The 26,015-nt window shown below is 44.6% G+C and carries 26 protein-coding genes; 6 read left to right on the top strand and 20 right to left on the bottom strand.

The window, feature by feature from the left end; all coding sequences use genetic code 11:
- Positions 1-652: 652 nt before the first annotated feature.
- Together R8N28_RS20215 and R8N28_RS20210 are read right to left on the bottom strand one after the other, a co-directional pair.
- Complete coding sequence (locus R8N28_RS20215) at positions 653-1,516, bottom strand: hypothetical protein (protein WP_318183402.1); 864 nt, start codon at positions 1,514-1,516, stop codon at positions 653-655.
- Positions 1,513-1,740 (bottom strand): pyocin activator PrtN family protein, encoded by a 228-nt coding sequence (locus R8N28_RS20210; protein WP_225484611.1) that lies wholly within the window; start codon positions 1,738-1,740, stop codon positions 1,513-1,515. The genes R8N28_RS20215 and R8N28_RS20210 overlap by 4 nt, the downstream gene beginning before the upstream one ends.
- 194 nt (positions 1,741-1,934) lie before the next feature.
- Here R8N28_RS20210 and R8N28_RS20205 point away from each other — a divergent pair, with 194 nt between their 5' ends.
- Positions 1,935-2,855, top strand: coding sequence for an IS5-like element ISVpa3 family transposase (locus R8N28_RS20205; RefSeq protein WP_262635494.1), 921 nt, complete (start codon positions 1,935-1,937; stop codon positions 2,853-2,855).
- Between the two features lie 634 nt (positions 2,856-3,489).
- On the opposite strand, the gene repA is transcribed toward R8N28_RS20205, so the two are convergent.
- Complete coding sequence (gene repA / locus R8N28_RS20200) at positions 3,490-4,458, bottom strand: plasmid replication initiator RepA (RefSeq protein WP_258512503.1); 969 nt, start codon at positions 4,456-4,458, stop codon at positions 3,490-3,492.
- A gap of 638 nt (positions 4,459-5,096) precedes the next feature.
- On the opposite strand from repA, the gene zur reads away from it, so the two are divergent.
- Together zur and R8N28_RS20190 are read left to right on the top strand one after the other, a co-directional pair.
- Positions 5,097-5,561 carry a zinc uptake transcriptional repressor Zur gene (gene zur, locus R8N28_RS20195; protein WP_005381268.1) on the top strand — a complete coding sequence of 155 codons (465 nt, stop codon included), beginning with the start codon at positions 5,097-5,099 and terminating at the stop codon, positions 5,559-5,561.
- 9 nt (positions 5,562-5,570) lie between these two features.
- Positions 5,571-6,032, top strand: a complete 462-nt coding sequence (locus R8N28_RS20190; protein ID WP_005381269.1) for a chemotaxis protein CheX — start codon at positions 5,571-5,573, stop codon at positions 6,030-6,032.
- 106 nt (positions 6,033-6,138) lie between these two features.
- Here R8N28_RS20190 and pgi read toward each other — a convergent pair whose 3' ends face one another.
- Complete coding sequence (pgi, locus tag R8N28_RS20185) at positions 6,139-7,791, bottom strand: glucose-6-phosphate isomerase (RefSeq protein WP_065274913.1); 1,653 nt, start codon at positions 7,789-7,791, stop codon at positions 6,139-6,141.
- Between the two features lie 306 nt (positions 7,792-8,097).
- Between pgi and R8N28_RS20180 the strand changes: the two genes are divergently transcribed.
- Entirely contained in the window at positions 8,098-8,517 is a 420-nt protein-coding gene (locus R8N28_RS20180) for a secondary thiamine-phosphate synthase enzyme YjbQ (RefSeq protein ID WP_042523680.1), read from the top strand.
- Positions 8,518-8,555: 38 nt separating this feature from the next.
- Here R8N28_RS20180 and alr read toward each other — a convergent pair whose 3' ends face one another.
- Positions 8,556-9,632, bottom strand: coding sequence for an alanine racemase (gene alr, locus R8N28_RS20175; RefSeq protein ID WP_065275090.1), 1,077 nt, complete (start codon positions 9,630-9,632; stop codon positions 8,556-8,558).
- Positions 9,633-9,645: 13 nt separating this feature from the next.
- Positions 9,646-11,046, bottom strand: a complete 1,401-nt coding sequence (locus tag R8N28_RS20170; protein ID WP_005382759.1) for a replicative DNA helicase — start codon at positions 11,044-11,046, stop codon at positions 9,646-9,648.
- A 221-nt stretch (positions 11,047-11,267) separates the two neighbouring features.
- On the opposite strand from R8N28_RS20170, the gene R8N28_RS20165 reads away from it, so the two are divergent.
- Positions 11,268-12,032, top strand: coding sequence for a DUF481 domain-containing protein (locus R8N28_RS20165; protein ID WP_005381276.1), 765 nt, complete (start codon positions 11,268-11,270; stop codon positions 12,030-12,032).
- Positions 12,033-12,109: 77 nt separating this feature from the next.
- Here R8N28_RS20165 and rplI read toward each other — a convergent pair whose 3' ends face one another.
- The 14 genes from rplI to pilM form a co-directional block, all read right to left on the bottom strand.
- Positions 12,110-12,562, bottom strand: coding sequence for a 50S ribosomal protein L9 (rplI, locus tag R8N28_RS20160; RefSeq protein ID WP_005382760.1), 453 nt, complete (start codon positions 12,560-12,562; stop codon positions 12,110-12,112).
- Positions 12,563-12,595: 33 nt separating this feature from the next.
- Positions 12,596-12,823: a 30S ribosomal protein S18 gene (gene rpsR, locus R8N28_RS20155; RefSeq protein ID WP_000090472.1), complete on the bottom strand. Its 228-nt coding sequence runs from the start codon at positions 12,821-12,823 to the stop codon at positions 12,596-12,598.
- Between the two features lie 16 nt (positions 12,824-12,839).
- A complete protein-coding gene (gene priB, locus R8N28_RS20150) occupies positions 12,840-13,142 on the bottom strand; it encodes a primosomal replication protein N (RefSeq protein ID WP_005381298.1) in 303 nt (100 codons plus the stop codon).
- Between the two features lie 8 nt (positions 13,143-13,150).
- A complete protein-coding gene (gene rpsF, locus R8N28_RS20145) occupies positions 13,151-13,540 on the bottom strand; it encodes a 30S ribosomal protein S6 (protein WP_005381299.1) in 390 nt (129 codons plus the stop codon).
- A 244-nt stretch (positions 13,541-13,784) separates the two neighbouring features.
- Entirely contained in the window at positions 13,785-14,456 is a 672-nt protein-coding gene (gene rpe, locus R8N28_RS20140; RefSeq protein WP_005381300.1) for a ribulose-phosphate 3-epimerase, read from the bottom strand.
- A 92-nt stretch (positions 14,457-14,548) separates the two neighbouring features.
- Complete coding sequence (locus R8N28_RS20135; RefSeq protein ID WP_005381301.1) at positions 14,549-15,388, bottom strand: Dam family site-specific DNA-(adenine-N6)-methyltransferase; 840 nt, start codon at positions 15,386-15,388, stop codon at positions 14,549-14,551.
- A 69-nt stretch (positions 15,389-15,457) separates the two neighbouring features.
- A complete protein-coding gene (locus R8N28_RS20130; RefSeq protein ID WP_065274914.1) occupies positions 15,458-16,969 on the bottom strand; it encodes an SPOR domain-containing protein in 1,512 nt (503 codons plus the stop codon).
- A 52-nt stretch (positions 16,970-17,021) separates the two neighbouring features.
- Positions 17,022-18,122, bottom strand: coding sequence for a 3-dehydroquinate synthase (gene aroB / locus R8N28_RS20125; protein WP_005381318.1), 1,101 nt, complete (start codon positions 18,120-18,122; stop codon positions 17,022-17,024).
- A gap of 32 nt (positions 18,123-18,154) precedes the next feature.
- Entirely contained in the window at positions 18,155-18,673 is a 519-nt protein-coding gene (gene aroK / locus R8N28_RS20120) for a shikimate kinase AroK (protein ID WP_005381319.1), read from the bottom strand.
- A 187-nt stretch (positions 18,674-18,860) separates the two neighbouring features.
- A complete protein-coding gene (locus R8N28_RS20115; protein ID WP_005382765.1) occupies positions 18,861-20,606 on the bottom strand; it encodes a type IV pilus secretin PilQ in 1,746 nt (581 codons plus the stop codon).
- A 25-nt stretch (positions 20,607-20,631) separates the two neighbouring features.
- Complete coding sequence (locus R8N28_RS20110) at positions 20,632-21,147, bottom strand: pilus assembly protein PilP (RefSeq protein ID WP_065274915.1); 516 nt, start codon at positions 21,145-21,147, stop codon at positions 20,632-20,634.
- Positions 21,137-21,730, bottom strand: a complete 594-nt coding sequence (locus tag R8N28_RS20105; protein ID WP_042523672.1) for a type 4a pilus biogenesis protein PilO — start codon at positions 21,728-21,730, stop codon at positions 21,137-21,139. Before R8N28_RS20105 ends, R8N28_RS20110 begins: the two co-directional genes overlap by 11 nt.
- On the bottom strand, positions 21,723-22,298 hold the full coding sequence (locus R8N28_RS20100) for a PilN domain-containing protein (RefSeq protein ID WP_054577259.1): 576 nt from the start codon (positions 22,296-22,298) through the stop codon (positions 21,723-21,725). The genes R8N28_RS20105 and R8N28_RS20100 overlap by 8 nt, the downstream gene beginning before the upstream one ends.
- Positions 22,282-23,298: a type IV pilus biogenesis protein PilM gene (gene pilM, locus R8N28_RS20095; RefSeq protein ID WP_017821733.1), complete on the bottom strand. Its 1,017-nt coding sequence runs from the start codon at positions 23,296-23,298 to the stop codon at positions 22,282-22,284. Before pilM ends, R8N28_RS20100 begins: the two co-directional genes overlap by 17 nt.
- Before the next feature lie 144 nt (positions 23,299-23,442).
- On the opposite strand from pilM, the gene R8N28_RS20090 reads away from it, so the two are divergent.
- On the top strand, positions 23,443-26,004 hold the full coding sequence (locus R8N28_RS20090; RefSeq protein WP_065274916.1) for a penicillin-binding protein 1A: 2,562 nt from the start codon (positions 23,443-23,445) through the stop codon (positions 26,002-26,004).
- Positions 26,005-26,015: the final 11 nt, after the last annotated feature.

Raw genomic sequence — 26,015 nt, 5'->3', positions numbered from 1 at the left:
CTGAAACTCAGTATATTGTATAAAAGTCGCTCAACTTTAGGAGGTTTGGTTTCTCGTCTGAATTACGCAACAAAGCCTTTTTTCTCCCTAATCTTGATATGTGGCCTGTATTTTCGCCAGAACGATTAATATATGGATGCTGGCTGTTGAACATTATGAGGCTCCATACGTTCACCAATGAGTGTGGCGAAACGCTCCAGGAAACGTACAATGAAATTAATCATAGAATAGGTGTAAATACGGTTTACATTGACCTTCTTACCTTAGGCGATAATTATAGAAATGAGTCAGAAATCTTAAATATTATCAGAAACAATGAACAACCGACTTGGGTTTGGTTTACCAACTGCGACGCTCTATTAGATACTTCGCTTGCTGGTTGGCTACGATCGATTTTAACGACAAGTGATATGGAACATGTAAGAGTTGTTTTCCTTCTCGATAATAAAAATCAGTACCGAGAAATATTTCAAAAATATTCATTACCACTTTATAGATCTACTACAATATTTAACAACATCAAAATAAACATTTGATAGAAATTACTTATTTAAAATTTTCACATTAGCAGCCTTTACTTTAAATCCTTTTTCGTATTTGTTTCCAATCCACACCCAGATACGGCTTGAACTATAACGTAGGGTTACACCATTCAATTTTTCAATTGTTGACTTGAAGTTTTTACCGGTATGCCATTTTTTATATTCAATATCAACATCATGAATCGTCTCCATTTTTTCCATTTTTTCCATTTTTTCCATCGCGATAACTCGATTTTTTCTTCTAGCAAGACTCTTTCTTCCTCTCTTTTTTGACGAACTAACTTTTGCTGATCACGCTCCTCCTGACGCTTGACTTGACGTTTTAATACATTTTTAGCCTCGATTGCATTCGCTTTTTTAATCAATCTTTGATATTTACTTTCATTAGCCATAAGTGATTCAAGCTCAATCGAATCAAAAAAGTATGCTAAAAAATCAGATTTTTTAGGCCAGCATGGTTCCTCATTACATACTCTCACATCATTATATTTACGCTTAGTTCTAGCTGAGTTTTCTTTGATTTTTTTGTTAACAAACCAAATGGGTAAGTATTTTTCATTTATCAACATTGAAACTGGAGCATAAAAGCTTGATGAACCAAAGAATTCTCCTCCTTCGTCACAAGAGCTTTTATATCTAGTTTTCACTGTCGCTTTTATACTTTTATTCGTTTTGCCAGCCGCGACTTTCACACAAACAAAAGCTTGGCCATTTTTAATCAAAACTTTTTCTAGCTGATCAGCAAAGTGCTCAGCTTTCTTTTTTATTTCATCAACATTGTAATCAAACGCCACTTTCGACAGGTTACGTGCAACAAGTGAACTACTATTTTCATCAAACTTAAATTCACGCCGTGTGCGTTGCAACAAATGTAATAAATCATTTTTAGCGTTAAATTTTAAGCTTGTAAAAATATCTGGCAACTGAATCTCAACATATCGTCCAGCCAACCAAAAGCTCAGCATATTAATCATAAATTTGCCTCCTTTCTTTTTTCATCAATATAATTAGCTAAATCGATTACGCTTACTAAATACTCTGACTTTTGAGATTCACGAAAAGCGGTGATTGGTAGTCGATTAGCTGTCGCTCGATCCTTAGCAGTCCTTGGAGCCAAGCCAAAGTATTTCTCAGAAATCTGGCTCAATGGGACTACAGCTGTATTAAATTCAGCCATCAACAAAAAAAGTGTATTCAAAGTAAACTCCTCCATTTCCAATCTGAACTCAATTATTATCGTGCGTTTTAATGTGCAACATATAACGTGGATCTGCCCTTTCCGGGCACTTAGAGACGTTTTTTAAGTGTTTAAGGGCTTTGATGTGTAATTCGAGGGAACTAAATCAGAAGGTTGCGATCTGATCGGCTAAGTAAGTTAATCATCCTAGTCTCATGCCGAAACCTCGCTACAAAACAACGAACTGGAAACAGTACAACAAAGCCTTAATCAACCGCGGTTCACTCACTTTCTGGATTGATGAAGAAGCCATTCGCCAGTGGAAGCAGAGCAAACAAAATAAACGAGGTAGACCTCGTCAGTTCAGCGACTTAGCCATTACTACTGCGCTTATGGTGAAACGAGTTTTCTCAATGCCGTTGAGAGCATTGCAAGGGTTTATCGATTCTGTTTTTTCATTGGCTAACGTCCCTATAGTCTGCCCACATTACAGTTGTATCAGTCGAAGAGCTAAGCAAGTCGAGGTTTCATTTAAACCAAAGAGTAGAGGTGCAATACAGCATCTAGCTATTGATGCAACAGGTCTCAAGGTTTATGGCGAAGGTGAATGGAAGGTCAAGAAGCATGGTACTGACGGGAAGCGTAGAGTCTGGAGAAAGTTGCATTTAGCGGTAGGCACCAGCACTCACGAAATCGTCGCGGCAGAACTGAGTTTATCTAATGTTACCGATGCAGAAGTCCTCCCTAACTTGCTCAAGCAAACCCGCCGAAGAATTATCGAGATATCTGGCGATGGCGCTTATGACACAAGGGATTGCTACGATGCCATACGGTTCAAGCGAGCTGTTCCACTCATCCCTCCAAGAGAAGGGGCAGCCTTCTGGGAGAATGGTCACCCTAGGAATTTAGCGGTAGGTTGCCAGAAGCTCTACGGCTCCAACAATAAGTGGAAAAAGCGGTACGGCTATCATCAACGCTCACTATCAGAGACAGCAATGTATCGAGTGAAGCAGTTGTTAGGTGGGCGATTAAGTCTGAGAAACTACAATGCTCAGGTTGGTGAAACTTACGCGATGATTAAAGCGCTGAACAAACTTACAGGGCTTGGTATGCCTGAAACTCAGTGTATTGTATAAGAATCAACCAATTGCAGGCAGTTTGGTTCTCTGACCGAATTACGCAACAAAGCCGTGTTTAAGTGGAAAGCCTGTCAAGGGTTCCAGTGGCCGAATACGGGCTTTAAAGCGCCAGCCTTGCTCTGCTATGGAAAAATGAACTAAACGCGAACTATGAGCTAAAGCGGCCACCCCTTGACTGGATTGCAACGTAATAGCCTTGACTGAGGAGGTTGGCTTCAGGCCGAAGGCCGCGCCATCCTCCTGAGTCCCCGGCGGCGAGGGGTTCCCCCCTTGGGGGGCGGAGGGGGGTATCACTGGCCCCTAGCGCGAGCTAGGAAATGGCCAGGCATTATTTTCTTTTCCTCATAACTCACACAAAGTGATCTATAGAAATAGTTTGTATCTTAATGATTTTAATGAATAGAGCGGGTTTTGCGCATAACTTTCCTGTGTGCGCAGATAGACAAATCTACCCACTTGCAGATAAGAGTGGATAACTAAATTAATCCACAAGGAAAGCCACAGGAAGCACCTGAGCGCGTCAAAAATAACAGTGAGTAATGTTAAAAGGTGGGGAGATCCTGCCGGATCTTGGCTTGCAGGAATGACAAACGCCGGACATGTGCCCAGCTAGGTTTTAATCCGATTGGATTTATTGAACGATATCAGGTGGCGGGTGACTAATGCCTATATCCATACTGTTCATGCGCTCCCAAACTAGCTTATTGAACTGCTCACTGCTTAGTTGGGCAAGCTCATGGGCTGGCATAGACTTGGTGAGGGACGTAGCCACTTCATGCTTGCGTTCGTCCAAACTCTTGGATGCTAGCTTGTTCCGGCGGCGTTGAGCGCCAGCGTTCTGCTTACGGCACTCCCATGCACGTTTGAAAATTTGTTTACGTTTACGCATTCTCGCTACTGCTACCGTGATGATCTCGCCCTCATCGGTAATGCCTTCATTGCGCAAAGCCAGCTGTTGTTCTCTCTGTAAGTTCAGCTTTTCAAGGTTGGCACCCGCCAAGCGATAAAACTCATCAGTAAGCACCAGAACTTTAGGGAACCAAAAGCCATTAGCCTGATCCCATACCATGCCACTTTTCGGGCTGGATTGGTCGCCATCAGAATGCACATAAGCTAAACCGAACGGTATCATGACTTCATCAATAAAACGACTAATCCGGCTTACGGTTACTTTGCTTTCAGTAAGGTACTGCTCACCCGTTTCTGGGTCTGTTACCCACGTTTTGGACAGTTCGGCGGCCATATCTTCCAGATCGAGTTCAATGATACCCGTCACCAAATCGTGGCGTGATAAGCACAACTGAAACATAGGATTGATAAGGTTGCGGCGCACGTGTTTAAAGTCACGCTGACGGCCAGCAGCCTGACGCAAGTGAACAAAGTGGGGATCGCGGGAAATGTCGCGCTTACGACAGAAGTTGAACGTTTTACCCAGCTCACCCGGTAAATTCTTCCAAGATGCAGGACGGACGTAAATGGGCTTTGGGTTTAAACAACAGGTGCTGTGAGTTCCTCTCTTGCGTTTGGTACTTTTACAACACAAGCCATTGGAGTGAGAGCTCGCTCCCCTTCCTGCTAATTTTACGTTATTAGAATACACCTTGGCACTTCCCCGCTCTGGAGAAGTAGTGCAATCTCAACAAATTTGACTTGTTAAAAATCCACATTTTGCTACACTAATCCTCGAATGAAAGACTAAACCCGTGAGGAGCTCCAACTCCGTTATCAGCGGGTTTTGTTTTATCTGTCATCAAGTTTTTGATTAGCGTAACTATCTGTCCCACTTTCACATGTGAAAGTTAACGTGCCCCCCTATGTGTCCCTCAAAAAGAAAAAACAAAATTATTTCAGAGCCTTAAGCAAACAATCACTCCCATCTAACATTGGTGCTACGGAGAGCCTGCAAGAATGAGTCATGATATAAACACCCGTTTTTATGTTGCCAAGGTCGAGCGCAGCAGTACGCTCAAAAAATAAGTCGGGTATTGTATACCCAAGCACCTCTGGGTGCTAGTTTCAGCGAGAATGATTTGGTTGGCTGACTAGCCAAGTGCTTAGGAATACGCAGAAGTAATACGAATCTGTCATTCGTTGATTCATTCTGTGATGATTATTCCGCCTTCACACCACCACCGACTTGCTTTAATTCATGATTTTCGTTCTGATAGTGGGTAAAATGAAGCATTTCTAAACGAACTTCGTATAGAAATGATTTATCATAGAGCACGTCCGATAGTTATGGTGAAAGGTTTGAACCCAACAATCATTGAACAAATTGAAAGTATCTGCGCAGAGCGTGGAGTACGACTGACTCCGCAACGCCGACGCGTATTTGAACTCATTTGTTCTAATCGCCGCGCCTCAAGTGCGTATGAGCTATTGGAGCAACTAAAAGAGAGTGAGCCTCAGGCTAAGCCGCCCACTGTTTATCGAGCATTAGATTTTCTCCTAGAGCAAGGCTTCATCCACCGAGTGGAATCGACAAATAGCTTTATTACTTGTTGTTCTTTCAATACTCAGCAGCACTTTTTCCAATTACTAATTTGCGATAAATGTGGTGATGTCGTTGAACTCGAAGATGAGACGCTGATATCCTTGTTAGCCGAAAACGCCGAGAAGCATGGATTCAAACTGACCAACCAAGTTATTGAAACTCATGGTGAATGCCAGGCCTGTTCCTCCGAGACGAAAGAAAAAGTATAGAAGAACGTTATGCGCGCTGAATTTGTAAACCCGTTTTTAGCATCTTTAATGAACGTGCTAAAAACTATGGCTTCTCTTGAGCTGAAGCCACAAAAACCGCGAATCAAAAAAGATGAGATCGCACGAGGTGACGTTTCTGGTCTGATTGGTATGGTAGGCCCACAAACTCGTGGTTCAATGTCGATCACCTTTGATGAAGCACTCGCCCTAGAAATCATGCAGAACATGCTTGGTGAACGTCCAAATGGGCTCAATGAAGAAGTGACCGATATGGTGGGTGAGATCACCAACATGGTTACTGGTGGTGCGAAACGCATTCTGGCGGAAAGTGGTTTTGACTTTGATATGGCAACACCGGTTGTGGTTTCGGGCCGAGGTCATACGATTCGCCACAAGTGTGAAGGCTCAATTATTATCATGCCTTTCTCTTCCCAGTGGGGAAATGCCTTTATCGAAATCTGCTTCGAATAAAAGAGAAAAAATAGGTTGGCACTGGCCAACCTATTTTGTTTTTGCCTCAGGCAATAAAAAGGTCAGCATTTGCTGACCTTTTCTTTTTCTTCTACTCAAACATTCACTAAGCTTTGAACGCTTTAAATGCGTTGATTAGACCGTTTGTTGAGCTGTCGTGCGAGCTGATTTGAGACTCGTCTGCAAGCTCAGGTAGGATTTGGTTAGCCAGTTGTTTACCTAGCTCTACGCCCCATTGGTCAAAGCTGAAGATGTTCCAGATAACACCTTGTACGAAGATTTTGTGTTCGTACATCGCAATCAAGTTACCTAGCGTACGAGGCGTGATTTGCTTCACTAGGATAGAGTTTGTTGGACGGTTACCTTCAAACACTTTGAATGGCGCAATCGCTGCCACTTCTTCAGCGTTCTTACCTGCTTTCACCAACTCTTCTTTCACCGTTTCTTCACTCTTACCAAACGCTAGTGCTTCAGTTTGCGCAAAGAAGTTAGACATCAGTTTTTGGTGATGATCGCTAGCTGGGTTGTGGCTAATTGCAGGTGCAATGAAGTCACATGGGATAAGCTTAGTACCTTGGTGAATTAGCTGGTAGAACGCGTGCTGACCGTTGGTACCTGGTTCACCCCAAATGATTGGGCCAGTTTGGTAAGTTACAGCATTGCCGTCACGGTCAACGTATTTACCGTTTGATTCCATGTTACCTTGCTGGAAGTACGCCGCGAAACGGTGCATGTACTGATCGTAAGGTAGGATAGCTTCTGATTCCGCACCGTGGAAGTTGTTGTACCAAATACCGATAAGCGCAAGGATCACAGGGATGTTGCTTTCTAGATCTGTTGATACAAAGTGCTTGTCCATCTCGTGAGCGCCATCAAGCAGCTCAACGAAGTTGTCGAAACCTACTGCTAGTGCAATTGATAGACCGATCGCAGACCATAGTGAGTAACGGCCACCAACCCAGTCCCAGAATTCAAACATGTTCGCTGTATCGATACCAAATTCAGACACGGCTGTCGCGTTTGTTGAAAGCGCAGCAAAGTGCTTAGCCACATGAGCCTGATCACCCGCAGATTCTAGGAACCAATCACGAGCAGTGTGCGCGTTAGTCATGGTTTCTTGTGTTGTAAACGTCTTAGACGCGATCAAGAATAACGTCGTTTCTGGGTTAACTTTCTTCAACGTTTCAACGATGTGTGTACCATCAACGTTAGATACGAAGTGAAGGTTTAGATGATTTTTGTATGGCGCTAGAGCTTCTGTCACCATGTAAGGGCCAAGGTCAGAACCGCCGATACCGATGTTCACAATATCGGTAATTGCTTTGCCTGTGTAACCTTTCCATTCACCGCCGATAACGCGCTCAGTGAATGATTTCATTTTTTCTAGAACCGCGTTCACTGCTGGCATTACGTCTTCGCCATCTACCATAACTGGAGTATTAGCGCGGTTACGTAGTGCAGTGTGAAGAACAGCGCGACCTTCTGTTTGGTTGATCGCTTCACCACTGAACATCGCTTCAATTGCAGATTTCAGCTCGGTCTCTTTCGCAAGAGCAAACAGGTGCTTCAGAGTTTCCTCATTGATGAGGTTCTTTGAGTAATCGACTAGGATGTCTGAGCCGAAACGTGCAGAGTATTTGTCGAAACGTGCTGCGTCTTGAGCAAACAGCTCTTTAAGATCCATATCTTGTGCAGATTCGAAATGCGCCGTTAGCGCTTTCCAAGCTTGTGTTTGCGTTGGATTGATATTTTTCAACATGGTCTTTATCCCGATGTTACAGTAGGTTCCATTCCTTACAGTCTAGCGAAAACTGTGGAATCCCCGATTTAGCAAATAGAATATAAATTAGATGTTTGGGCAAATTGCCACAAAACAAGTCTTTGTAATTTTTTTTCAGGCGCCAATTATGACCGAGAGCTTTTACACTCACATTGAGTTAGGTCACGTTCCCTGCCCTGAAATTGAACAATTCATTTACGATGACAAGAATCATATCATTTACTAATGACTGGCTCTAATTGGAATAGGATAGACGCCAATTTATAAATTTCCAAAGGAACACGTATGTGGGCACAAAAAACACTGCAATTAAAAGCGAGATGCCGCGGTTTTCACCTGATAACTGATGAAATTGAACAACAATTACCACAAATAAACGAACTTTCAGTAGGTTTATTACACTTATTTATTCAGCACACCTCCGCCAGTTTGACCTTAAATGAGAATGCTGATCCAACCGTGCGTATGGACATGGAAGCGCACTTCAATAAGTTTGTGCCAGAGCGTGCTCCTTATTATCAGCACACCTATGAAGGTGACGACGACATGCCGGCACATATTAAAGCATCACTGCTTGGCAGTAGTGTGACGGTACCAATCCAAAATGGTCGATTAGCTTTAGGAACATGGCAAGGTATTTACTTGGGTGAGCATCGAGACTTTGGTGGCGGCCGCCGCGTTATTGCTACGATTAACGGTGAGTAGATAAAACAAAGGCTAACCTTGGGTTAGCCTTTCGTTGTTTATTTTGAGTATTCCATCTCGACGCGAGGCGTTAGCTTAGTCACGAGTTCATACGCAATCGTACCAATGTGACCCGCCACTTCTTCTACTGGGAGCTCTTTCCCCCAAAGAATCGCTTCGTCGCTGACTTTATCCGTTGCGTCTGGTCCCAAATCGACCGTCAGCATATCCATGGAAACTCGACCTGCAATAGGTACTTTACGGCCATTAACCCACACCGGCGTACCGTTTGGAGCACTTCTTGGGTAACCGTCACCATACCCTACAGCGATGACACCAACTTTTGTATCTCGCTCACTGGTCCAAATACCACCGTAGCCAACACTTTCGCCCTGCTTCACTTCACGTACCGCAATAAGGTGGGATTTAAGTGTCATAACAGGTTGATACCCAAGATCTTGCGCCGTTTTGTCATCGAATGGCGACACACCATACATGATAATACCCGGACGAACCCAATCTAAATGGCTTTGAGGCCATGCCAATAACCCCGCAGATGCCGCCAGTGAACGTTCCCCTTGGCAACCAGAAGTCAACGATTTAAACAGCTCAATCTGTTGTGGGGTAATATCGCTATCCAGCTCATCTGCACAGCCAAAGTGGCTCATGTAACGCAACGGTTTCGCTACATTTGGACACTCCTTCAGCCGCGTTACAAACTCGTCATATTGTTCAGGACGAACCCCAAGGCGGTGCATGCCACTGTCAATCTTCAGCCACACGACAACCGGAGTTTCAAGGTCTGCTTGCTCCAAGGCGATAAGCTGCTCTTCACAGTGCACCACGGTTTGGATGTTGTTCGTCACAAGAACAGGTAAGTCACCAGGAGAGTAAAAACCTTCTAGCAATAGAATCGGCTTTACTACTCCACAAGCGCGCAGTTGCAATGCTTCTTCAATACGAGCCACACCAAACGCATCCGCATGGTTAGCATGTTTTGCGACATGACGTAATCCGTGACCATAACCATTGGCCTTGACGACAGCCATCACTTTACTTTGTGGCGCTTGAGCTTTTACGCGCTGTAAGTTGTGCTGCAACGCAGACAAATCAATGCACGCCTTGGCCGCTTTCATATAGCTCATGGGATTACTCATCATCAATATCGAATGCAGGACCCGCGTAGTTGTCGAAACGCGAATGTTGACCTTGGAAAGTGAGGCGAACAGAGCCGATAGGACCGTTACGCTGTTTACCAATAATGATTTCGGCCGTACCTTTGTACGGACTATCTGGGTGATAAACCTCATCACGGTAGATGAACATGATCAAGTCGGCATCCTGCTCGATGGAACCGGATTCACGCAAGTCCGAGTTTACTGGTCGTTTATCCGCACGTTGCTCTAGGGAACGGTTTAGCTGCGACAGTGCCACAACAGGCACATTTAGCTCTTTTGCCAGCGCCTTAAGAGAGCGAGAGATCTCAGCAATCTCAAGAGTACGGTTGTCGGTTAACGAAGGCACGCGCATCAACTGAAGGTAGTCGACCATGATCATCGATAGACCGCCATGTTCACGAGCAATACGGCGAGCGCGCGAACGCACTTCGGTCGGAGTTAGGCCAGAGCTATCATCAATGTACATATTTTTCTTCTGCATCAGGATACCCATAGTAGAAGAAATACGCGCCCAATCTTCGTCATCTAGCTGACCCGTACGGATCTTGGTTTGGTCAACACGAGACAAAGAGGCCAACATACGCATCATCAACTGTTCAGCTGGCATCTCTAACGAGAAAATAAGTACGGGCTTTTCTTGTTGCATGGCCGCATTTTCACACAAGTTCATCGCAAAGGTCGTTTTACCCATCGATGGACGTGCTGCGACAATCACCAAATCAGAGCCTTGCAAACCTGCGGTTTTCTTATTGAGATCGGTGAAACCGGTATCGACCCCGGTAACACCATCTTGTGGCGTTTTATACAACAACTCGATACGTTCTAACGTCTTTTCGAGGATGTTGTCGACGTTTTGTGGTCCTTCATTTTCACTAGTTCGAGACTCGGCGATAGCAAAAACTTTACTCTCCGCCATGTCTATTAAATCTTCAGAACTGCGACCTTGAGGGTCATAGCCCGCGTCCGCAATTTCATTCGCGACACCAATAAGGCCACGAACAATCGCACGCTCAGCGACAATATCAGCATACGCATTGATGTTAGCTGCACTTGGCGTATTCTTCGCCAAGTCAGCGAGGTAAGCAAAACCGCCTACATCTTCTAACAACTCGTGACGCTCTAGATATTCCGATAAAGTAATAAGATCGAGAGGTTTACCCGCTTCAAGAATGGTTTTTACACCTTCAAAAATCAGGCGGTGTGGACGACTATAGAAATCACTGCTCACAACACGTTCGGCAACGGTGTCCCAACGTTCATTATCCAGTAAAAGACCACCAATTACTGATTGCTCGGCTTCTAGTGAGTGAGGTGGCACTTTGATTGCGTCGACCTGACTGTCTGAAGGTTTGCGATTTCTGTTTTCCGCCATGACTTTGCTCGATAACTACTATTGACCCACGATTATAACCTTAACCTAACTGAGATGCTTCCCCGAAGCGACAATTACTTGTTAAGAAATCATCATGTGAACCACCCAGGTAATAGCCTGGTTCTTCCGCCTAGCTCTAATAAAAATTAACCTACCATTGACCCAACCAAATATCTGTATCAGTATCATGCCCCTCCTTTTTGATTACGTTCGAGGTTGATGTGTCCCGATACTGGTTACTTAGCTTTAGCCTACTGTGCGCTAGTGCATCGTATGCTGACGAATCAGTACAGCCAGAGCAAAATATTGATGTACCCGACCCACTAAAAACCGAGGTGGAGTTCGGCTATCAAGCTCACACAGGTAACACGGACTCTCGTTCCCTGAATGCTCGTTTGAGTGCTGAATATACGTCAGGTCGACACCGTTCTAATGGTGAATGGAAGTACTACAACTTGTACAAAGACGGTGAAGAAGACAAACGCTCATCCACCTACTCCCTACAGAGTGACTACAAGTTAGGCCCTAAGACGTATTTGTATGGCAGCTTTAAAGGGGTGGATTCTCGCTACAGTGCTTATTTTAAAGACTATACGTTGTCAGGTGGTTTGGGTTACCAGTTCTCCTACACTGAGAACTTCATTTTAGAGGTAGAGGTAGGCCCTGGTTTTCGCTATCAAGAGCCAAACTTAGACGAAATAGATGATGACGATATTGTCTTTCCCGATATCGTTAGAGAAGGCATTTTTCGAGGAAATATCAACACAACTTGGCATGCGTTGGATAATTTAAGTTTCGCAGCTGATATTACGTTGGTAACAGGTAGAAGTAACACACGTACTGATAGTGAACTCAGTGTAACCAATGATATTACTGAAGATATTGCACTGAAACTGGCGCACTCTCGTCAGTATCACGATAAAGTGCCTGAAGGCTTAAGCAAAGCGGACAGCGTATTTTCCGTTAATTTACTTTTCGCTTTTTAACCCTTTTTCTCTCAGTTTTAGAAATAAAAAAAGCACCTCCAAGGAGGTGCTTTTTAGTATTTCGTCTTGATACTGAATTACTCAGCAGCAACAACTTGTAGGTTAACTGTCGCGAAAACTTCAGAGTGAAGTTGAACGCTGATCTCGAACTCACCAGTGTTACGTAGAGCACCTTCAGGAAGGCGAACTTCGCTCTTAGCAACTTCAACGCCTGCAGCTGTGATAGCGTCAGCGATGTCACGAGTACCGATAGAACCGAATAGTTTGCCTTCGTCACCAGCTTTAGAAGCGATAACTACCGCTTCTAGAGCGTTAACTTTCTCTGCGCGAGCTTCTGCAGCAGCTAGTTGCTCAGCAACTTTAGCTTCTAGTTCAGCACGACGAGCTTCAAACATTTCAACGTTAGCTTTAGTTGCCATAACTGCTTTACCTTGTGGGATAAGGAAGTTACGAGCGTAGCCAGATTTAACGTTTGCAGTATCGCCAAGACCACCTAGGTTACCAATTTTATCAAGTAGAATAACTTGCATTGCTTAATCCTCTTTCTTAATAAAATGAACCGATTACTGATGCTTGTCAGTGTACGGTAGTAGAGCTAGGTAGCGTGAACGCTTGATAGCACGTGCTAGTTGACGCTGGTACTTAGCGCTTGTACCAGTGATACGGCTAGGTACGATTTTACCAGCTTCAGTGATGTAGTTTTTAAGAGTTGCTACGTCTTTGTAATCAATCTCTTGTACGCCTTCTGCAGTGAAACGGCAGAATTTACGACGACGGAAGAAACGAGCCATGGGCTATCTCCTGATCTTAAATTTGAGTAATGTTGTCGGCGTGTAACACTAATTTTCCCACGCCATTTCGGCCGGTTTGATAAGTGACAAAACCACTTACCTTAATGTTACTGCCTTGAACTAAATTCTGAGTTAGTGCTTGTGACCCAAGCCCGCTGACGACTACCGGCATACGACAATAAACTTGTCGAGGTAAGTCAGCTTCGATAATAGTAGAGCGATGCTCCAGCCAAAACCGACAGTGTTCAATGCCACCAGGGCTTTTACTACGAATGGGCGGTTTGGCAATGGTGCCGCTCAGCTCCATTCGATTGGCCATAAGAAAACTTACTCAGCAGCTTCTGACTTAGCTTCAGGCTTAGCTTCAGAACGCTCTTCACGACGTGGAGCACGCTCTTCTTTTTGCTTAAGCATGATAGATTGCTCAGTGATCGCTGCTTTAGTACGCATGATCATGTTACGTAGAACTGCATCGTTGAAACGGAAAGCAGTTTCTAGCTCATCAATTACAGCTTGGTCAGCTTCAACGTTCATAAGAACGTAGTGAGCTTTGTGAAGCTTGTTGATTGGGTAAGCCAGTTGACGACGGCCCCAGTCTTCTAGACGGTGGATTTTACCGCCAGCTTCAGTGATTGAACCAGTGTAACGCTCGATCATGCCAGCAACTTGCTCGCTTTGATCTGGGTGCACCATGAATACGATTTCGTAATGACGCATTGGTTGCTCCTTACGGATTATTCAGCTTCCACAAATGGCTCAGTCGTCCAGAGGAAGCAAGGAACTAAAGATAATTGACTGAGTTTAAGGAGCACGAATAGTACAGAAAGGGCGTAAAATAGGCAAGTGGTTATTTGCTCAGCGCAGTGGATATTTAATTTCTTCTAATACTAGAAAACACAAAGGCTGCCAACAAGCTGGCAGCCTTTAAAATCAGCGTGTTATTGCGCTGGCTTATCGGTGCTTATTTAACTTCAGCCAGTTCAGCGCGCATTTGATCGATCACTTGTTTGTAATCTGGCTCACCGAAAATCGCCGAGCCTGCAACAAACATGTCTGCGCCCGCTTCTGCAATTTCACGAATGTTGTCAACCTTCACACCGCCATCGATTTCTAAGCGGATATCACGACCAGACTCGTCAATCATCTTACGAACGGCACGCAGTTTATCTAGTGTATGAGGAATGAATGATTGACCACCAAAACCAGGGTTTACCGACATCAGTAGAATCATGTCGACTTTATCCATAATAAATTCAAGACTTGCAAGTGGCGTTGCTGGGTTTAGTACCACACCAGCCTGACAGCCGTGCTCTTTAATTAACTGCAGTGTACGGTCTACATGATCAGAAGCTTCTACATGGAACGTAATCATCGACGCACCCGCTTTTGCGAAATCAGGAATAATACGGTCAACGGGTTTCACCATTAGGTGAACATCGATTGGCGCTGTGATGCCATAATCGCGTAGTGCTTTACACACAGGCGCACCAAAAGTCAGGTTTGGTACATAGTGGTTATCCATAACGTCGAAATGCACCACATCCGCACCCGCTGCGAGTACTTTTTCTACATCTTCACCGAGACGAGCAAAATCTGCCGATAAAATGGATGGAGCAATAAGAAAATCTTTCATACCTGACCTCAGTAGTAATGAGCAAACAATCTGCGCGCAATTCTACCGAAGCCAGTGGGGAGATCCACTATTTAGATATAATAGTGTGAGAATTAAGAGTTTGATTTATCCATGTCTGGGGCATGAAAAAGCGCAAGTAGCTCATCAACTTTATTACGACCGTTACCATTACGGCTAATGGTACGCTTTACTTTTACCACATTAAGATCCGCACCGTGATACAACCGACGTGTCAAGGTAGTGTCGTGGTTAGAAATCAACACAGGAATGCCACGTTCAGTCGCTGTTCTTTCAGCAATGTCGGCTAATGCAGCTTGGTCGTCCAACGTGAAACCATTACCTGCGTATGAGGTGAAATTTGCCGTATTTGAAAGCGGCGCATAAGGTGGATCGCAATACACGACGCTCCCTTTGCGCGCACGACGAAATGTTTCAGGATAACCTTCACAAACGAACGTAGCTTTTTTGGCTTTTTCTGCAAAAAACTCCAGTTCCGCCTCAGGGAAATACGGCTTTTTGTAAGAGCCAAACGGTACATTGAAGCCACCTTTTTTGTTGTAACGGCATAGGCCATTAAAACCAAAGCGGTTCATATACAAAAACGCTAAAGAGCGGTACATCACGTCATCGGTTTTATTAAATTCAGCGCGAATGTGTAGGTAGGCTTCTTTGCGGTTGTTCTCAGCGACAAACCAACGCTTCGCTTCAGAGATATACTCTTCAGGGCGTTCTTTCAGCAGGTTGTACAGATTGATCAAATCTGGATTGATATCTGCAAGTAGATAATGGTCATAATCGGTATTCAGAAACACTGAGCCCGCACCAACAAAAGGTTCAACTAGCTTTCGAGCCGGCGGCAAATGACGTTGGATGTCTTCAACCAGTCCGTATTTTCCTCCTGCCCATTTAAGAAAGGCTCGTTGCTTTTTCATCTACTGCTCTATCTATCGACCAAAAATTAAGGCTGCGGAATGTAACATATTTTTCAGGGAAGCTCAGGTTTATTTCACTCGTTCAATTTCACGGTGAACCTGACGGAGTGATTTTGCCCAAGGACTCACCGACTTAACCGAATCTGGCAAGCTTGCGACGGCATCACGAGCCATTTGAATTGTCGGATAATCTTGATATGTGATGATATACCACTCGGTGTCATTACGAACGGTAGGATAAATTCGCACTTGATTATTCAGTTGATGCTCATTGAGAAAGGATTGTACATCTTCCATTGAGGTCATAGCTGCGAGTTGTAAAGTATAAGCTCTTGGCGATAGCGCTTTTAGTTCTTCACGGGCAAATGAAAACTTCACAACAGGTTGGTTTACGTCACCCTCTTCTGACTGAGCAGGTGCTTGCGCCATATCTTGATTCGGTTTTACGACTTTAATCAAAGGAGAGCTAGTTTCATCGGCGGTTTCTGTCTTCTCTATACCTACGACGTCATCAATCGCTTTTGTGTCTGCTGAATCAGTTTTACCTTCAAGCAATGCATCGACCACATTCGACTCAATCACCACTCTTTGTTGATTGTCATCACTGCCTACGCTCGCTACTTCTTCTGTCACTGCTGGCGGTAATGAATCAGAATCATCAACCGCACCAGACTTATCAGGACTGCTAGAACCATCGGTTACAGGTTGCAGTGAAGACTGCGCTGCACTGATTCCTGACTCTTCAAAAGTTGGAATAGCCGTTTGCTCTAAACTGCCAGCAATTTGCTGCGCCTTATCATCAGGACTTGGTTGACTAAGCATCCACCAATAGCCACCAGCAGCAAGCAACAGTAATACTAATACCACCAACGCAATATTCAGGGGTGAACCGACAATCGAGCGGATAATGATCCTTTTTTCCACTTTCATCTCTCCTAACGCCATGATGTCACCCGGTACTGGGTCGACTTTTTTAAATGCATCTCTAACCCGTTTCTCAGACTCATCATCGACGTAGCGCGCAACAAGTGACTCAAAGAAACGACGAGCTTCCACTTCGGACAACATATCAATATCAAGCTCAACAGGCTTTATCTCTTGTCCATAACTGAGACGTGCTAGCAAACCTTCTAAACGTCCAGACTGTGTAAACAGTAGGATATTGATGGTCCAATTTGGCTTATGGTGCGCCTCTAAGACCAGCATCCAAAGCTCAGAGATAAGTGTCTCACTCAATAAATGCGCATCATCTACAACAATTGCAATGTCACACGGCTCATCACCTAAAAGCCTTTCAAGGCTATCAAGTAAAGGCTCTTGCTGATTAAACAATGCGTCTGAAACCAGTTGACTCAAAATAAGGACGCGATGCTGCACATCGTCTTGATTAGAATGACAAAGTAACAAACATTGATTCTTGTTACTGGCACCCACTTCAAGGTATCGCTGCGCTAGCCAAGATTTCCCGTACCCATCATGACCATTAATCGCAATGAGATTGGAACCAAAGTTAGTCAGTAGACCTAATCTATCAAGCAACTCGATTTGAGAATCTAATTCCAGTACGTGAGCAACACTCATCTAATAACCTTAATACACTACAAGAATGACGCCCAAAGGCGCCATTACAAGGTTAAATATCGCGACCGAAGTCTATCGCCTGTTTGAGTACGTCTTGCGTCGTATCAGCAATTACCTCGGCAGTGCCAATGCCTGTAGGCAAAACCAATCGTAATTGACCAGAGAGGACTTTCTTATCTCGCATCATGTGCTTGATGAAGTCATCGAAATTCATACTGTCTGGAGTATGCACAGGCAGTTTTGCACGACGCAAAATCGCAACAATACGCTCAAATTGCTCTTCCGAGATCAGACCGCGTAGATGCGACGTTTTGGCCGCCATAACAGTGCCGGAAGATACCGCTTCACCATGCAGCCAATTGCCATAGCCAAGTTCCGCTTCAATCGCATGACCAAAGGTGTGACCTAAGTTAAGCAAAGCACGGATGCCCGATTCTTTCTCATCCTGAGCCACCACTTCCGCTTTTATTTCACAGCAACGTGCGATCGCATAAGTTAGTGCTTCTTCATCCAACGCATACAAGCGCTCAAGATTGTCTTCTAACCATACAAAAAAATCTGCATCGTAAATAATGCCGTACTTAATGACTTCGGCGATACCCGCAGCGAACTCACGTTCAGGCAACGTCGACAGGCAGTTCGTATCAATGATCACGGCTTTAGGTTGGTAAAACGCACCTATCATGTTCTTACCCAACGGATGGTTAACCGCGGTTTTTCCACCAACCGAAGAGTCCACTTGGGATAGTAATGTGGTCGGTATTTGAATAAAGTCGACCCCACGCTGGTAACAGGCAGACGCAAAACCCACAAGGTCGCCAATAACACCACCACCTAACGCGATGATCACAACATCACGAGCATAACTCCCTTCCAGTAAGAAGTTCATTACTTGATTAAATACATCCAAGTTTTTGTACTGTTCACCGTCAGGCAATTCTAACAAGGATGCACTACAACCGAGCTGCTCGAGTTGCTTTAAAATTTTGTCTGCATACAAAGGCGCCACTGTGACATTACTGATCACAACAACTTTTTGTTTTGCATTTTTGTTTGAGAGAACTTGAGAGAGGTACGCCGGGTCCTCAAATAACCCGGCGCCAATAGAGATTGGGTAGCTACGCTCAGCTAGGTTGACCGTAATCCGTTCCATCGGTTTGCTCCAATTAAAAAAAAGATAAAGACTTATCTCTCTTCTAGCATTTTTACGATCTGGTTGGCTACCACTTTTGCACTTTGATCGTCAGTGCGAACAGTGTAATCCGCTACTTCTTCATATAAAGGATTACGTTCTTCAGCTAATTGCTCCAGTACTTCGCGAGGGTTATCCGTTTGAAGTAAAGGACGCTTCTTGTCGCGGTTTGTACGCGCAAGTTGCTTTTCAATCGTCGTTTCTAAGTAAACAACAACACCACGTGCCGAAAGACGATTGCGGTTTTCTTTGCTCTTAACAGAGCCACCGCCAGTCGCAAGCACGATGCCTTGCTCTTGTGTTAGGTCTTCAAGTACCGCTTCTTCACGCTTGCGGAAGCCTTCTTCACCTTCTACATCAAAAACCCAAGAGATGTCTGCACCAGTGCGTTCTTCGATCACTGTATCGGAGTCAACAAACTCCATATGCAGTTGCTGTGCTAGATGTCTACCAATTGTACTTTTGCCGGCGCCCATTGGGCCAACAAGGAAAATATTACGTTTCTCAGCCATGTTTAGCAGTAATTTACAACATTGATTCAATAAGATCGCCACAAGAAAACACAGCTAAACTGCTGTTCTACAAGGCTTGTGGCACCAGTTCCTCACAGATAATTCGTGATAAGACCCGAAATTATCCAAGCATGGTGCCACTATTGCAACTTTATTTTTGATTTAATCAGTTTTTCCCGAGACAGAACTACTGAATCACCACCTTAGGCGTGACGAAAATTAACAGCTCACTTTTGCCAACATTCTCATAACTTCGACGAAAAAGAGCACCTAATAGCGGCAGGTCGCCCAACAAAGGTACTTTGTCCACCGAGTTAGTAATGCTGTGCTGAAAAATACCACCAAGAACGACCGTTTCACCGTTATTCACTAACACTTGCGTCCCGATACGTTGAGTATCAATCGCAACAGCTTCACCAGTGCCTGTCTTCACGACTTGTCCAGGTCTATCTTGCGTGACACTTAAATCCAACACTAAGCGGTTATCCGGTGTGATTTGCGGGGTCACTTTCAAACTTAATACCGCCTTTTTGAACGTCACCGTCGTTGCACCACTTGATGATGACTCAAGATAAGGAATCTCTGTACCTTGTTCAATATAGGCAGGCTTCTTATTGGTAGTGATCAAACGTGGGCTCGAGATAATCTCAGCTTTAGACTCTTGTTGCAGAGCAGAAAGCTCAAGATCCAACAAGGTGTCTGAACCTAACTTTGCGACCTGAAAAGCAATGCTGGTCGCATTCGGGCTGGTTGCAGCTAAGTTTACATTTAGGAAGTCATCGATCCCCACTCCATCACCGTCACCACCGTCGTCGCCCCCTTCTCCATTATAAAGACCGATCGTGGCGAGGTTGTTCTCAATAGAACCGCCCACTGTATTACTGCCATTAATAGATGTAAAACCCCAACGAATCCCTAACTCGTCCATGTTACCTTCATTGATGGTAACAATACGCGCCTCAATTTGAACCTGTTTAACTGGAATATCCAAAGACTCAATAATTTCTCGAATCACCTCGATGTTTTCAGGTAACTCTCTAATCAATAACGAGTTAGTTCGCTCATCAATGGTCATACTGCCGCGCTCTGACAGCATGCTGATATTTCCTTCTCCATTGATCATCTCCGCAATGTCTGATGCTTTAGCAAAATTAACTTTGATGATTTCAGATGAAAGCTCTCCCATTTCTTCCGTCAATTTTTGTTTTTCTAACTGCTGCTTCTCACGCAAGTCCAACTCATCAGTCGGAGCAACTAAAATCACGTTGCCATCAACACGCTTATCTAACCCCTTAACTTGCAAAATAATATCCAGCACTTGCTGCCAAGGGACACCATCAAGACGAAGCGTGAGGTTGCCTTCTACAGAGTCGGAGACAACCAAATTGAATTGGTTGTAATCAGCAATAAGCTGCAAGACGTTTCGCACAGGAATATCTTGGAAGTTAATCGAAATAAGCTTACCTTCTCTTTCTAAAATGCTTTTATCTGGGGCTTTCTCATTGGGTTTGATCTTCGCTACTTTGATTTCCAAAAAACGCCCCGTTAAACGGTAATCATGCATGTATTCTTCATTGATGTGCGCAACCAAGCGCGTAGTTGAGGTATCGCGAAACACTTCTACGCTCTCAACCACAGTCGAAAAGTCTTTCACGTCTAGGAGATACAATTGCTCGTCTTTTACTGAAGTGTTAAGCAAATCGATACTTAACCCTTCCTGTACACGCTTGATATCTACAATCGCGGCCGGTGACGCCAATTCGACGACAATCACGGCGTCTTTATCTTTATTAGTTCGAAAGTCGATACTTTTTAGGGCATTGGACGAAACTTCTTCAGCTGCCGCTAAAGGGGCTAAAAATACAAACAACCATAAGGAGAAGAGCCCAGTAAGTATCCTTGGTGTACGTGTTAATCCTTGTCTCATTTTCATTACTCAATATCAAAAATAAATGGGGCTATCTCAAAGCCAACTTAACTATACGTTTTTGCCAACATCCTAAGCCGTCGGGCAACGTTTCATTAATCAACAAATAGGAGTGGCTGACATGGGTCACTTTGCCATTATTGCGTCCGAGGTATTGACCCGGCTTAACTTTATAGACGGTGCCATTGGGAGCCTGAACAAGGCCAGAAACCGTGTTATCCATGCCCATGACACCTTTCAAACGTAATTGGCTTAATGGGAATTTTTCTAATTTACCAGTTCGCCTTCTTGAGGGCGGTTGCCAACAATCTTTTCTTGCAACTGGCTGAGTCGCGATAGTGGCTTCTTTGGGTAATTCAAAGGGTGCACGCTGTACTTCCGGTGCGTACGTGACTGCAACATATTTGTCTGCGGGCTTAAGCTTCTCGACCTCTCGACGCGCCTGTGTTTCCACTCCTCGAATAAAATCCGTCAATGATTCATCATTCGCCTGGCAGCCCATCAATAGAGAACCCATCAGTACCAGCAACAAAGACTTACTTGTCATTTTTCGCCTCCTCCGGCTTAAACTGATAGGTATTAGCACGCACCCGAAAGTGCAGGGTTTCGCTCTCTTGGCTGACACGTTGCCAAGTCACATCTTTAAACGTGATGATTCGAGGTAGCGTCGCTATCGCCTGAGAAAAATGGCCGATGTCATGAAAGTCGCCCGTTAACTCTATGTTTAAAGGAAGACGATAAAGGAAGTGCTCTGATTGTTTTTCGCCCCAGTCGATTCGGGTGAAAGTCAGCTTATTGTCGATGCCAAGCTCATTCACTGAAGCGAGCATTGTAGCCAGCTCTTTTTGCGCAGGCAGTTGTTGCAGTAATAACTCGTAACGAGTGGTAAGTTCATCCAATTGAGATTGAAGCTGAGGCAACGCTGCCACTTTGTTCGCTTTGATCTTCAATGCCACCTTGAGTGTCTGCTCCTGCTGAATCAAGTGATTCAACTGTTCTTCTTTCGGTTTAAGGTAAAACCAATAACCTAAGCCTTGAATCGCCATGATCAGAAGTACGATTACTACAATCTGGGGCAACAATGGCCACTCGGCCATTTCATCGATTTCGAGATCCTGCCAATCAACCACGTTGAGCCTCCAATTTCTTCTCCGTTACTTTGAACATGAAAGACACTTTGAATGTTTGAAACTCTTTCCCAAAACGGGCTTTGCCGTGAACGATGGAATGCATTTCTACGTCGTTCAACTTGGCCGAGCGCTCCATGTTGTCCAGCATCGTGGCAAGTTTTGGAGTGCTATCAGAGATCCCAGAGATCTCAATTTCCAGATCATTCATTTTGATCTTGTCGACATATACACCTTCAGGGATAACGGCAGGCATTAAGTTCATGAACTCGGTCGTTTTGTTTCGTCCGTTTTGTAAACCTTCAACAACCTTTAGGCGTTCGAGGATTTTGCTGTGCTCTTGCTCTGCAATTTTCATTGCTTCAATACGCTGGTCGAGTTCGGCAATGTAGTGAGTGAGGTAATCGAGCCGATCCTGTTGTTGATCTTGTTGGTACTCAAAAAACTTTCCAATACCCCACTGGATGCCAACAGCGACCAACATGCCTAATGCGACCAAACTGATGAAACGACGTCGGTGCTCTTCTCTTTGATTCTCTCGCCAAGGAAGTAAATTAATGCGATAAAGCACGGGCGCCTCCTAGCCAATGAATGCCACGAACGGCCAGTCCGGCTGCTGTTGAGAAATGCTGCCAATCCACAGCACGACGCTTACGCTTAGACACCTTCATCTCAAATAGCCCTAGCGGATTTAGCAATTCACACTCTAACGACAATTGTTGAGACAACTCCTCTGCGAGCATGGGAGTGGAGGCCCCTTCCCCTGATAACCAGATACCCTTGATGTTTTGTGAGCCATTGATTGAGGTATAGAGCTGCATCTGGCGCTTTACTCGCTCTATGATTTGACGGTTAAACAGCTCTGTTTTCTCCTGAGCATCATCGGACAGAAAATCGACTGGAGAAGCGCTGTTTGCTCCGCGTGTGCCGTAAGCAAACTCTTTGTGAAACAGTTCACCTTGTTCGGTAAACATGGTGAAGGAGCTCGATAAGGTGCCAATATCGAGTAAGCAGTATTTGTTTTTGTCAGGAAAGCGATCGGCGGTGAGCTTCCAGATATGACCAAGGCTTTGCGAATGCACGTCCACTAAAACAGGTTTTAGTCCGGACTTTTGTAATGCATCGACTCGGCCTTCTACCACATCTTTTCTTGTCGCAAACACTTGATAGCTATCACTGCCACTCTGCCCGCCCTCAGCGCGAAGACGAACGAAGTCTAAACTCAGCTCTTCGACAGGGAATGGCGATTGATGAGAAAAGGCTTGTATCACTGCAAACTCAACTTCACTCTCTTCAAGATTTTGTTCTATTTGCAGTTTCTTGCTAATTACCGAGTTATCAGGAACTGAAATCGCAACTTTTTTAGCGCCAAAAGGCAGTTCTTTTTTTATCTGCTTGAGGGTCTTTACAATTTCTTGATGATTTATGGTGTTATTTTCAGCGACAATACCTTCCTTTAGTAATATTTCTTTGTAACCCAACAGAGCGTAATTGTTGCCTGTGGGTTTAAGTACTACGGCTTTGAGGCTGTTATGGCCTATATCGATGCCGGTAACGATTAGCTTATCCATCTCTTACTCTCGCTCCGAAATTTCTTCGTGCAAAGGTTGTTATTAGCATCCAAATAAGAGTTAATATCTCTTATGTGCTAAATTTTTGACCTAAGAGTACAAGGGTTTGCCGTTACACAGCCTCAACCAATCAGGGATTCTCCGGTGAAGTTCATAAAGCGTTTATTATTTTTAACATTGATTTGCATAATTCTTGGAGTCACCACAATATTTGGCTTCTATCAGTATGTGAAGCCTGAATTGCCAGATGTTGCAACTCTAAAAGACGTTGAATTACAAACACCTATGAAGGTGTTTAGTCAAGACGGGAAGCTGATCGCACAGTTCGGTGAAAAGCGTCGTATTCCTGTTACTTATGACGAAATTCCTCAAGACTTAATTCACGCGCTCATCGCAACCGAAGATAGCCGTTTCTACGAGCATCCTGGTATCGACCCTATCGGCATCACTCGTGCAGCTGTTGTTGTTGCGGTTTCAGGCTCGGCTAAACAGGGTGCAAGTACGATTACGCAACAGCTAGCTCGTAACTTCTTCTTATCTAATGAGAAGAAGATCATGCGTAAGATTAAAGAGATTTTTATTGCTATCCATATTGAGCAGCTTTTAAGTAAGCAAGAAATCATGGAGCTTTATGTCAATAAAATCTTCCTTGGTTACCGCTCATATGGCTTTGGTGCTGCCGCTCAAGTGTATTTTGGTAAGAGCCTTGATGAATTGACGTTAAGTGAGATTGCAACACTCGCTGGTATGCCAAAAGCGCCATCAACCATGAACCCAATTTACTCTCTTGAGCGCGCAACAAAACGCCGTAACGTTGTATTAATGCGAATGCTTGATGAGAAATACATTACACAAGAGCAGTATGACGAAGCACGCAATGAACCTATCGTGGCGCGTTATCATAGCGCTGAGATTGAGCTTTCCGCACCTTACGTAGCAGAGTTGGCTCGTGCATGGGCAGTAAAAGAGTACGGTGAAGAAGAAGCTTACACCTCTGGCTTGAATATCTACATGACTGTGGATTCTAAACTGCAAGATGCTGCGAATACGTCTGCGGTAAATAACCTCTTGTCATACGATGAACGTCACGGCTACCGTGGTGCAGAAAGTGTGCTTTGGAAAGAAGGGGAAGCGGCCTGGGGCAATGATCAAATAGAAAAACACCTGAAGAAACAGCCAACTTATGGTGACCTTTACCCTGCGGTTGTGACGAAAGTCGATGATAAGACGGCGCAAGTATGGGTTAAGAACCATGAAGAGCAAACCATCCCTTGGACTGGAATGCACTGGGCGCGTAAGTACATTACTGATAACCGCCAAGGCTCAACACCAAAGTCAGCGCATGATGTGCTAGCGACAGGTCAACAAGTTTGGGTTCGCGAAGTAAGTGAAACCGATGAAGATGACAACACAACACTGAGCTGGAAACTGAGCCAAGTGCCGACAGCAAACACCGCGTTTGTTGCGATGAACCCAGAAAATGGCGCGATATTGTCGCTGGTTGGTGGTTTCAACTTTGTTCACAGCAAGTTTAACCGTGCAACCATGTCAGTGCGTCAGGTTGGTTCAAGTATCAAGCCTTTCATCTACTCGGCAGCAATTGACAAAGGGCTGACTCTAGCGACTTTGATTAACGATGCGCCAATTAACAAGTGGGATGCAGGTTCTGGTTCAGCTTGGCGACCAAAAAACTCACCACCAACTTATGGTGGCCCAACGCGTCTTCGCCTCGGCTTAGCTCAATCAAAAAACGTCATGGCAGTGCGTACACTCCGTGAAGTTGGCCTCGAGGAGACACGTCAGTACCTTACTCGTTTCGGTTTTGATATTAACCAAGTACCACGCTCTGAGACCATCGCACTCGGAGCTGGCAGCTTAACACCAATGAAAGTGGCACAAGGTTACTCTGTGTTTGCAAACGGTGGTTATTACGTTGAACCATTCTATGTAGAACGCGTGGAAGATGCATTCGGTGAAGTACTGTTTAAAGCCAATCCAAAGAGTGTTTGTCATAAGGATTGTCCACAAATGAGCGAGCAGCCAGAAAATCGCTACGCTGATGAATTTGGCGAACAAGACGTCGCAATTGACGGCCTTGCAACAGACAATGCCCTTGAAAATGATGAACCTCAATATGCACCGCAAGTTATCTCCGAACAGAATGCATTCTTAATGCGTGAGATGATGTACAGCAACATTTGGGGTGGCGGTAACTGGCGTGAAGGCACAGGTTGGAATGGTACAGGCTGGCGCGCGCAAAAACTTGGTCGTCGTGATATCGGGGGTAAAACGGGTACAACGAATGATTCCAAGGATGCTTGGTACAATGGCTATGGACCTGGTGTCGTTGCGATAGCTTGGGTTGGCTTTGATGATCACTCACGTGCACTTGGCCGCACCACTGTTAACAGCAACCTAGGGCAAGGCCAAATTTCTGGTGCCGAGTCGGGTGCGAAAACCGCAGAGCCTGCTTGGATTGACTTCATGCGTGTTGCGCTAGAAGGGACGCCGGAGCAAGGTAAAAATATTCCAGAGGATATTATTCGAGTTCGTATTGATCGCAACAGCGGTATGCTAACGCACAAGGTAGATAGCACATCAATGTTCGAATACTTTGAAAAAGGCACGGAGCCTACCGAATACGCTGGCGACCGTTTAGAAGATAGTATTTATTCTTCAGGCTCTGGCGCAGAAGAACTGTTCTAAATCACAAAAGC

This window comes from Vibrio sp. Vb1554 (assembly GCF_033344235.1).
This window is presented reverse-complemented; position numbering and strand designations above follow the sequence as displayed.

Bases quoted from the DNA above. Each gene is read 5' to 3' on its own strand.
- R8N28_RS20130 (WP_065274914.1), bottom strand. From the start codon at position 16,969: ATGAGTGTTGCTCACGTACTGGAATTAGATTCTCAAATCGAGTTGCTT.
- alr (WP_065275090.1), bottom strand. From the start codon at position 9,632: ATGAAAGCGGCCAAGGCGTGCATTGATTTGTCTGCGTTGCAGCACAAC.
- R8N28_RS20170 (WP_005382759.1), bottom strand. From the start codon at position 11,046: ATGGCGGAAAACAGAAATCGCAAACCTTCAGACAGTCAGGTCGACGCA.
- zur (WP_005381268.1), top strand. From the start codon at position 5,097: ATGGTGAAAGGTTTGAACCCAACAATCATTGAACAAATTGAAAGTATC.
- R8N28_RS20205 (WP_262635494.1), top strand. From the start codon at position 1,935: ATGCCGAAACCTCGCTACAAAACAACGAACTGGAAACAGTACAACAAA.
- priB (WP_005381298.1), bottom strand. From the start codon at position 13,142: ATGGCCAATCGAATGGAGCTGAGCGGCACCATTGCCAAACCGCCCATT.
- pilM (WP_017821733.1), bottom strand. From the start codon at position 23,298: ATGGATAAGCTAATCGTTACCGGCATCGATATAGGCCATAACAGCCTC.
- aroK (WP_005381319.1), bottom strand. From the start codon at position 18,673: ATGGCTGAGAAACGTAATATTTTCCTTGTTGGCCCAATGGGCGCCGGC.
- R8N28_RS20215 (WP_318183402.1), bottom strand. From the start codon at position 1,516: ATGATTAATATGCTGAGCTTTTGGTTGGCTGGACGATATGTTGAGATT.
- R8N28_RS20110 (WP_065274915.1), bottom strand. From the start codon at position 21,147: ATGACAAGTAAGTCTTTGTTGCTGGTACTGATGGGTTCTCTATTGATG.
- R8N28_RS20135 (WP_005381301.1), bottom strand. From the start codon at position 15,388: ATGAAAAAGCAACGAGCCTTTCTTAAATGGGCAGGAGGAAAATACGGA.
- rpe (WP_005381300.1), bottom strand. From the start codon at position 14,456: ATGAAAGATTTTCTTATTGCTCCATCCATTTTATCGGCAGATTTTGCT.
- pgi (WP_065274913.1), bottom strand. From the start codon at position 7,791: ATGTTGAAAAATATCAATCCAACGCAAACACAAGCTTGGAAAGCGCTA.
- R8N28_RS20190 (WP_005381269.1), top strand. From the start codon at position 5,571: ATGCGCGCTGAATTTGTAAACCCGTTTTTAGCATCTTTAATGAACGTG.
- rpsF (WP_005381299.1), bottom strand. From the start codon at position 13,540: ATGCGTCATTACGAAATCGTATTCATGGTGCACCCAGATCAAAGCGAG.
- R8N28_RS20115 (WP_005382765.1), bottom strand. From the start codon at position 20,606: ATGAAAATGAGACAAGGATTAACACGTACACCAAGGATACTTACTGGG.
- aroB (WP_005381318.1), bottom strand. From the start codon at position 18,122: ATGGAACGGATTACGGTCAACCTAGCTGAGCGTAGCTACCCAATCTCT.
- R8N28_RS20180 (WP_042523680.1), top strand. From the start codon at position 8,098: ATGTGGGCACAAAAAACACTGCAATTAAAAGCGAGATGCCGCGGTTTT.
- rplI (WP_005382760.1), bottom strand. From the start codon at position 12,562: ATGCAAGTTATTCTACTTGATAAAATTGGTAACCTAGGTGGTCTTGGC.
- rpsR (WP_000090472.1), bottom strand. From the start codon at position 12,823: ATGGCTCGTTTCTTCCGTCGTCGTAAATTCTGCCGTTTCACTGCAGAA.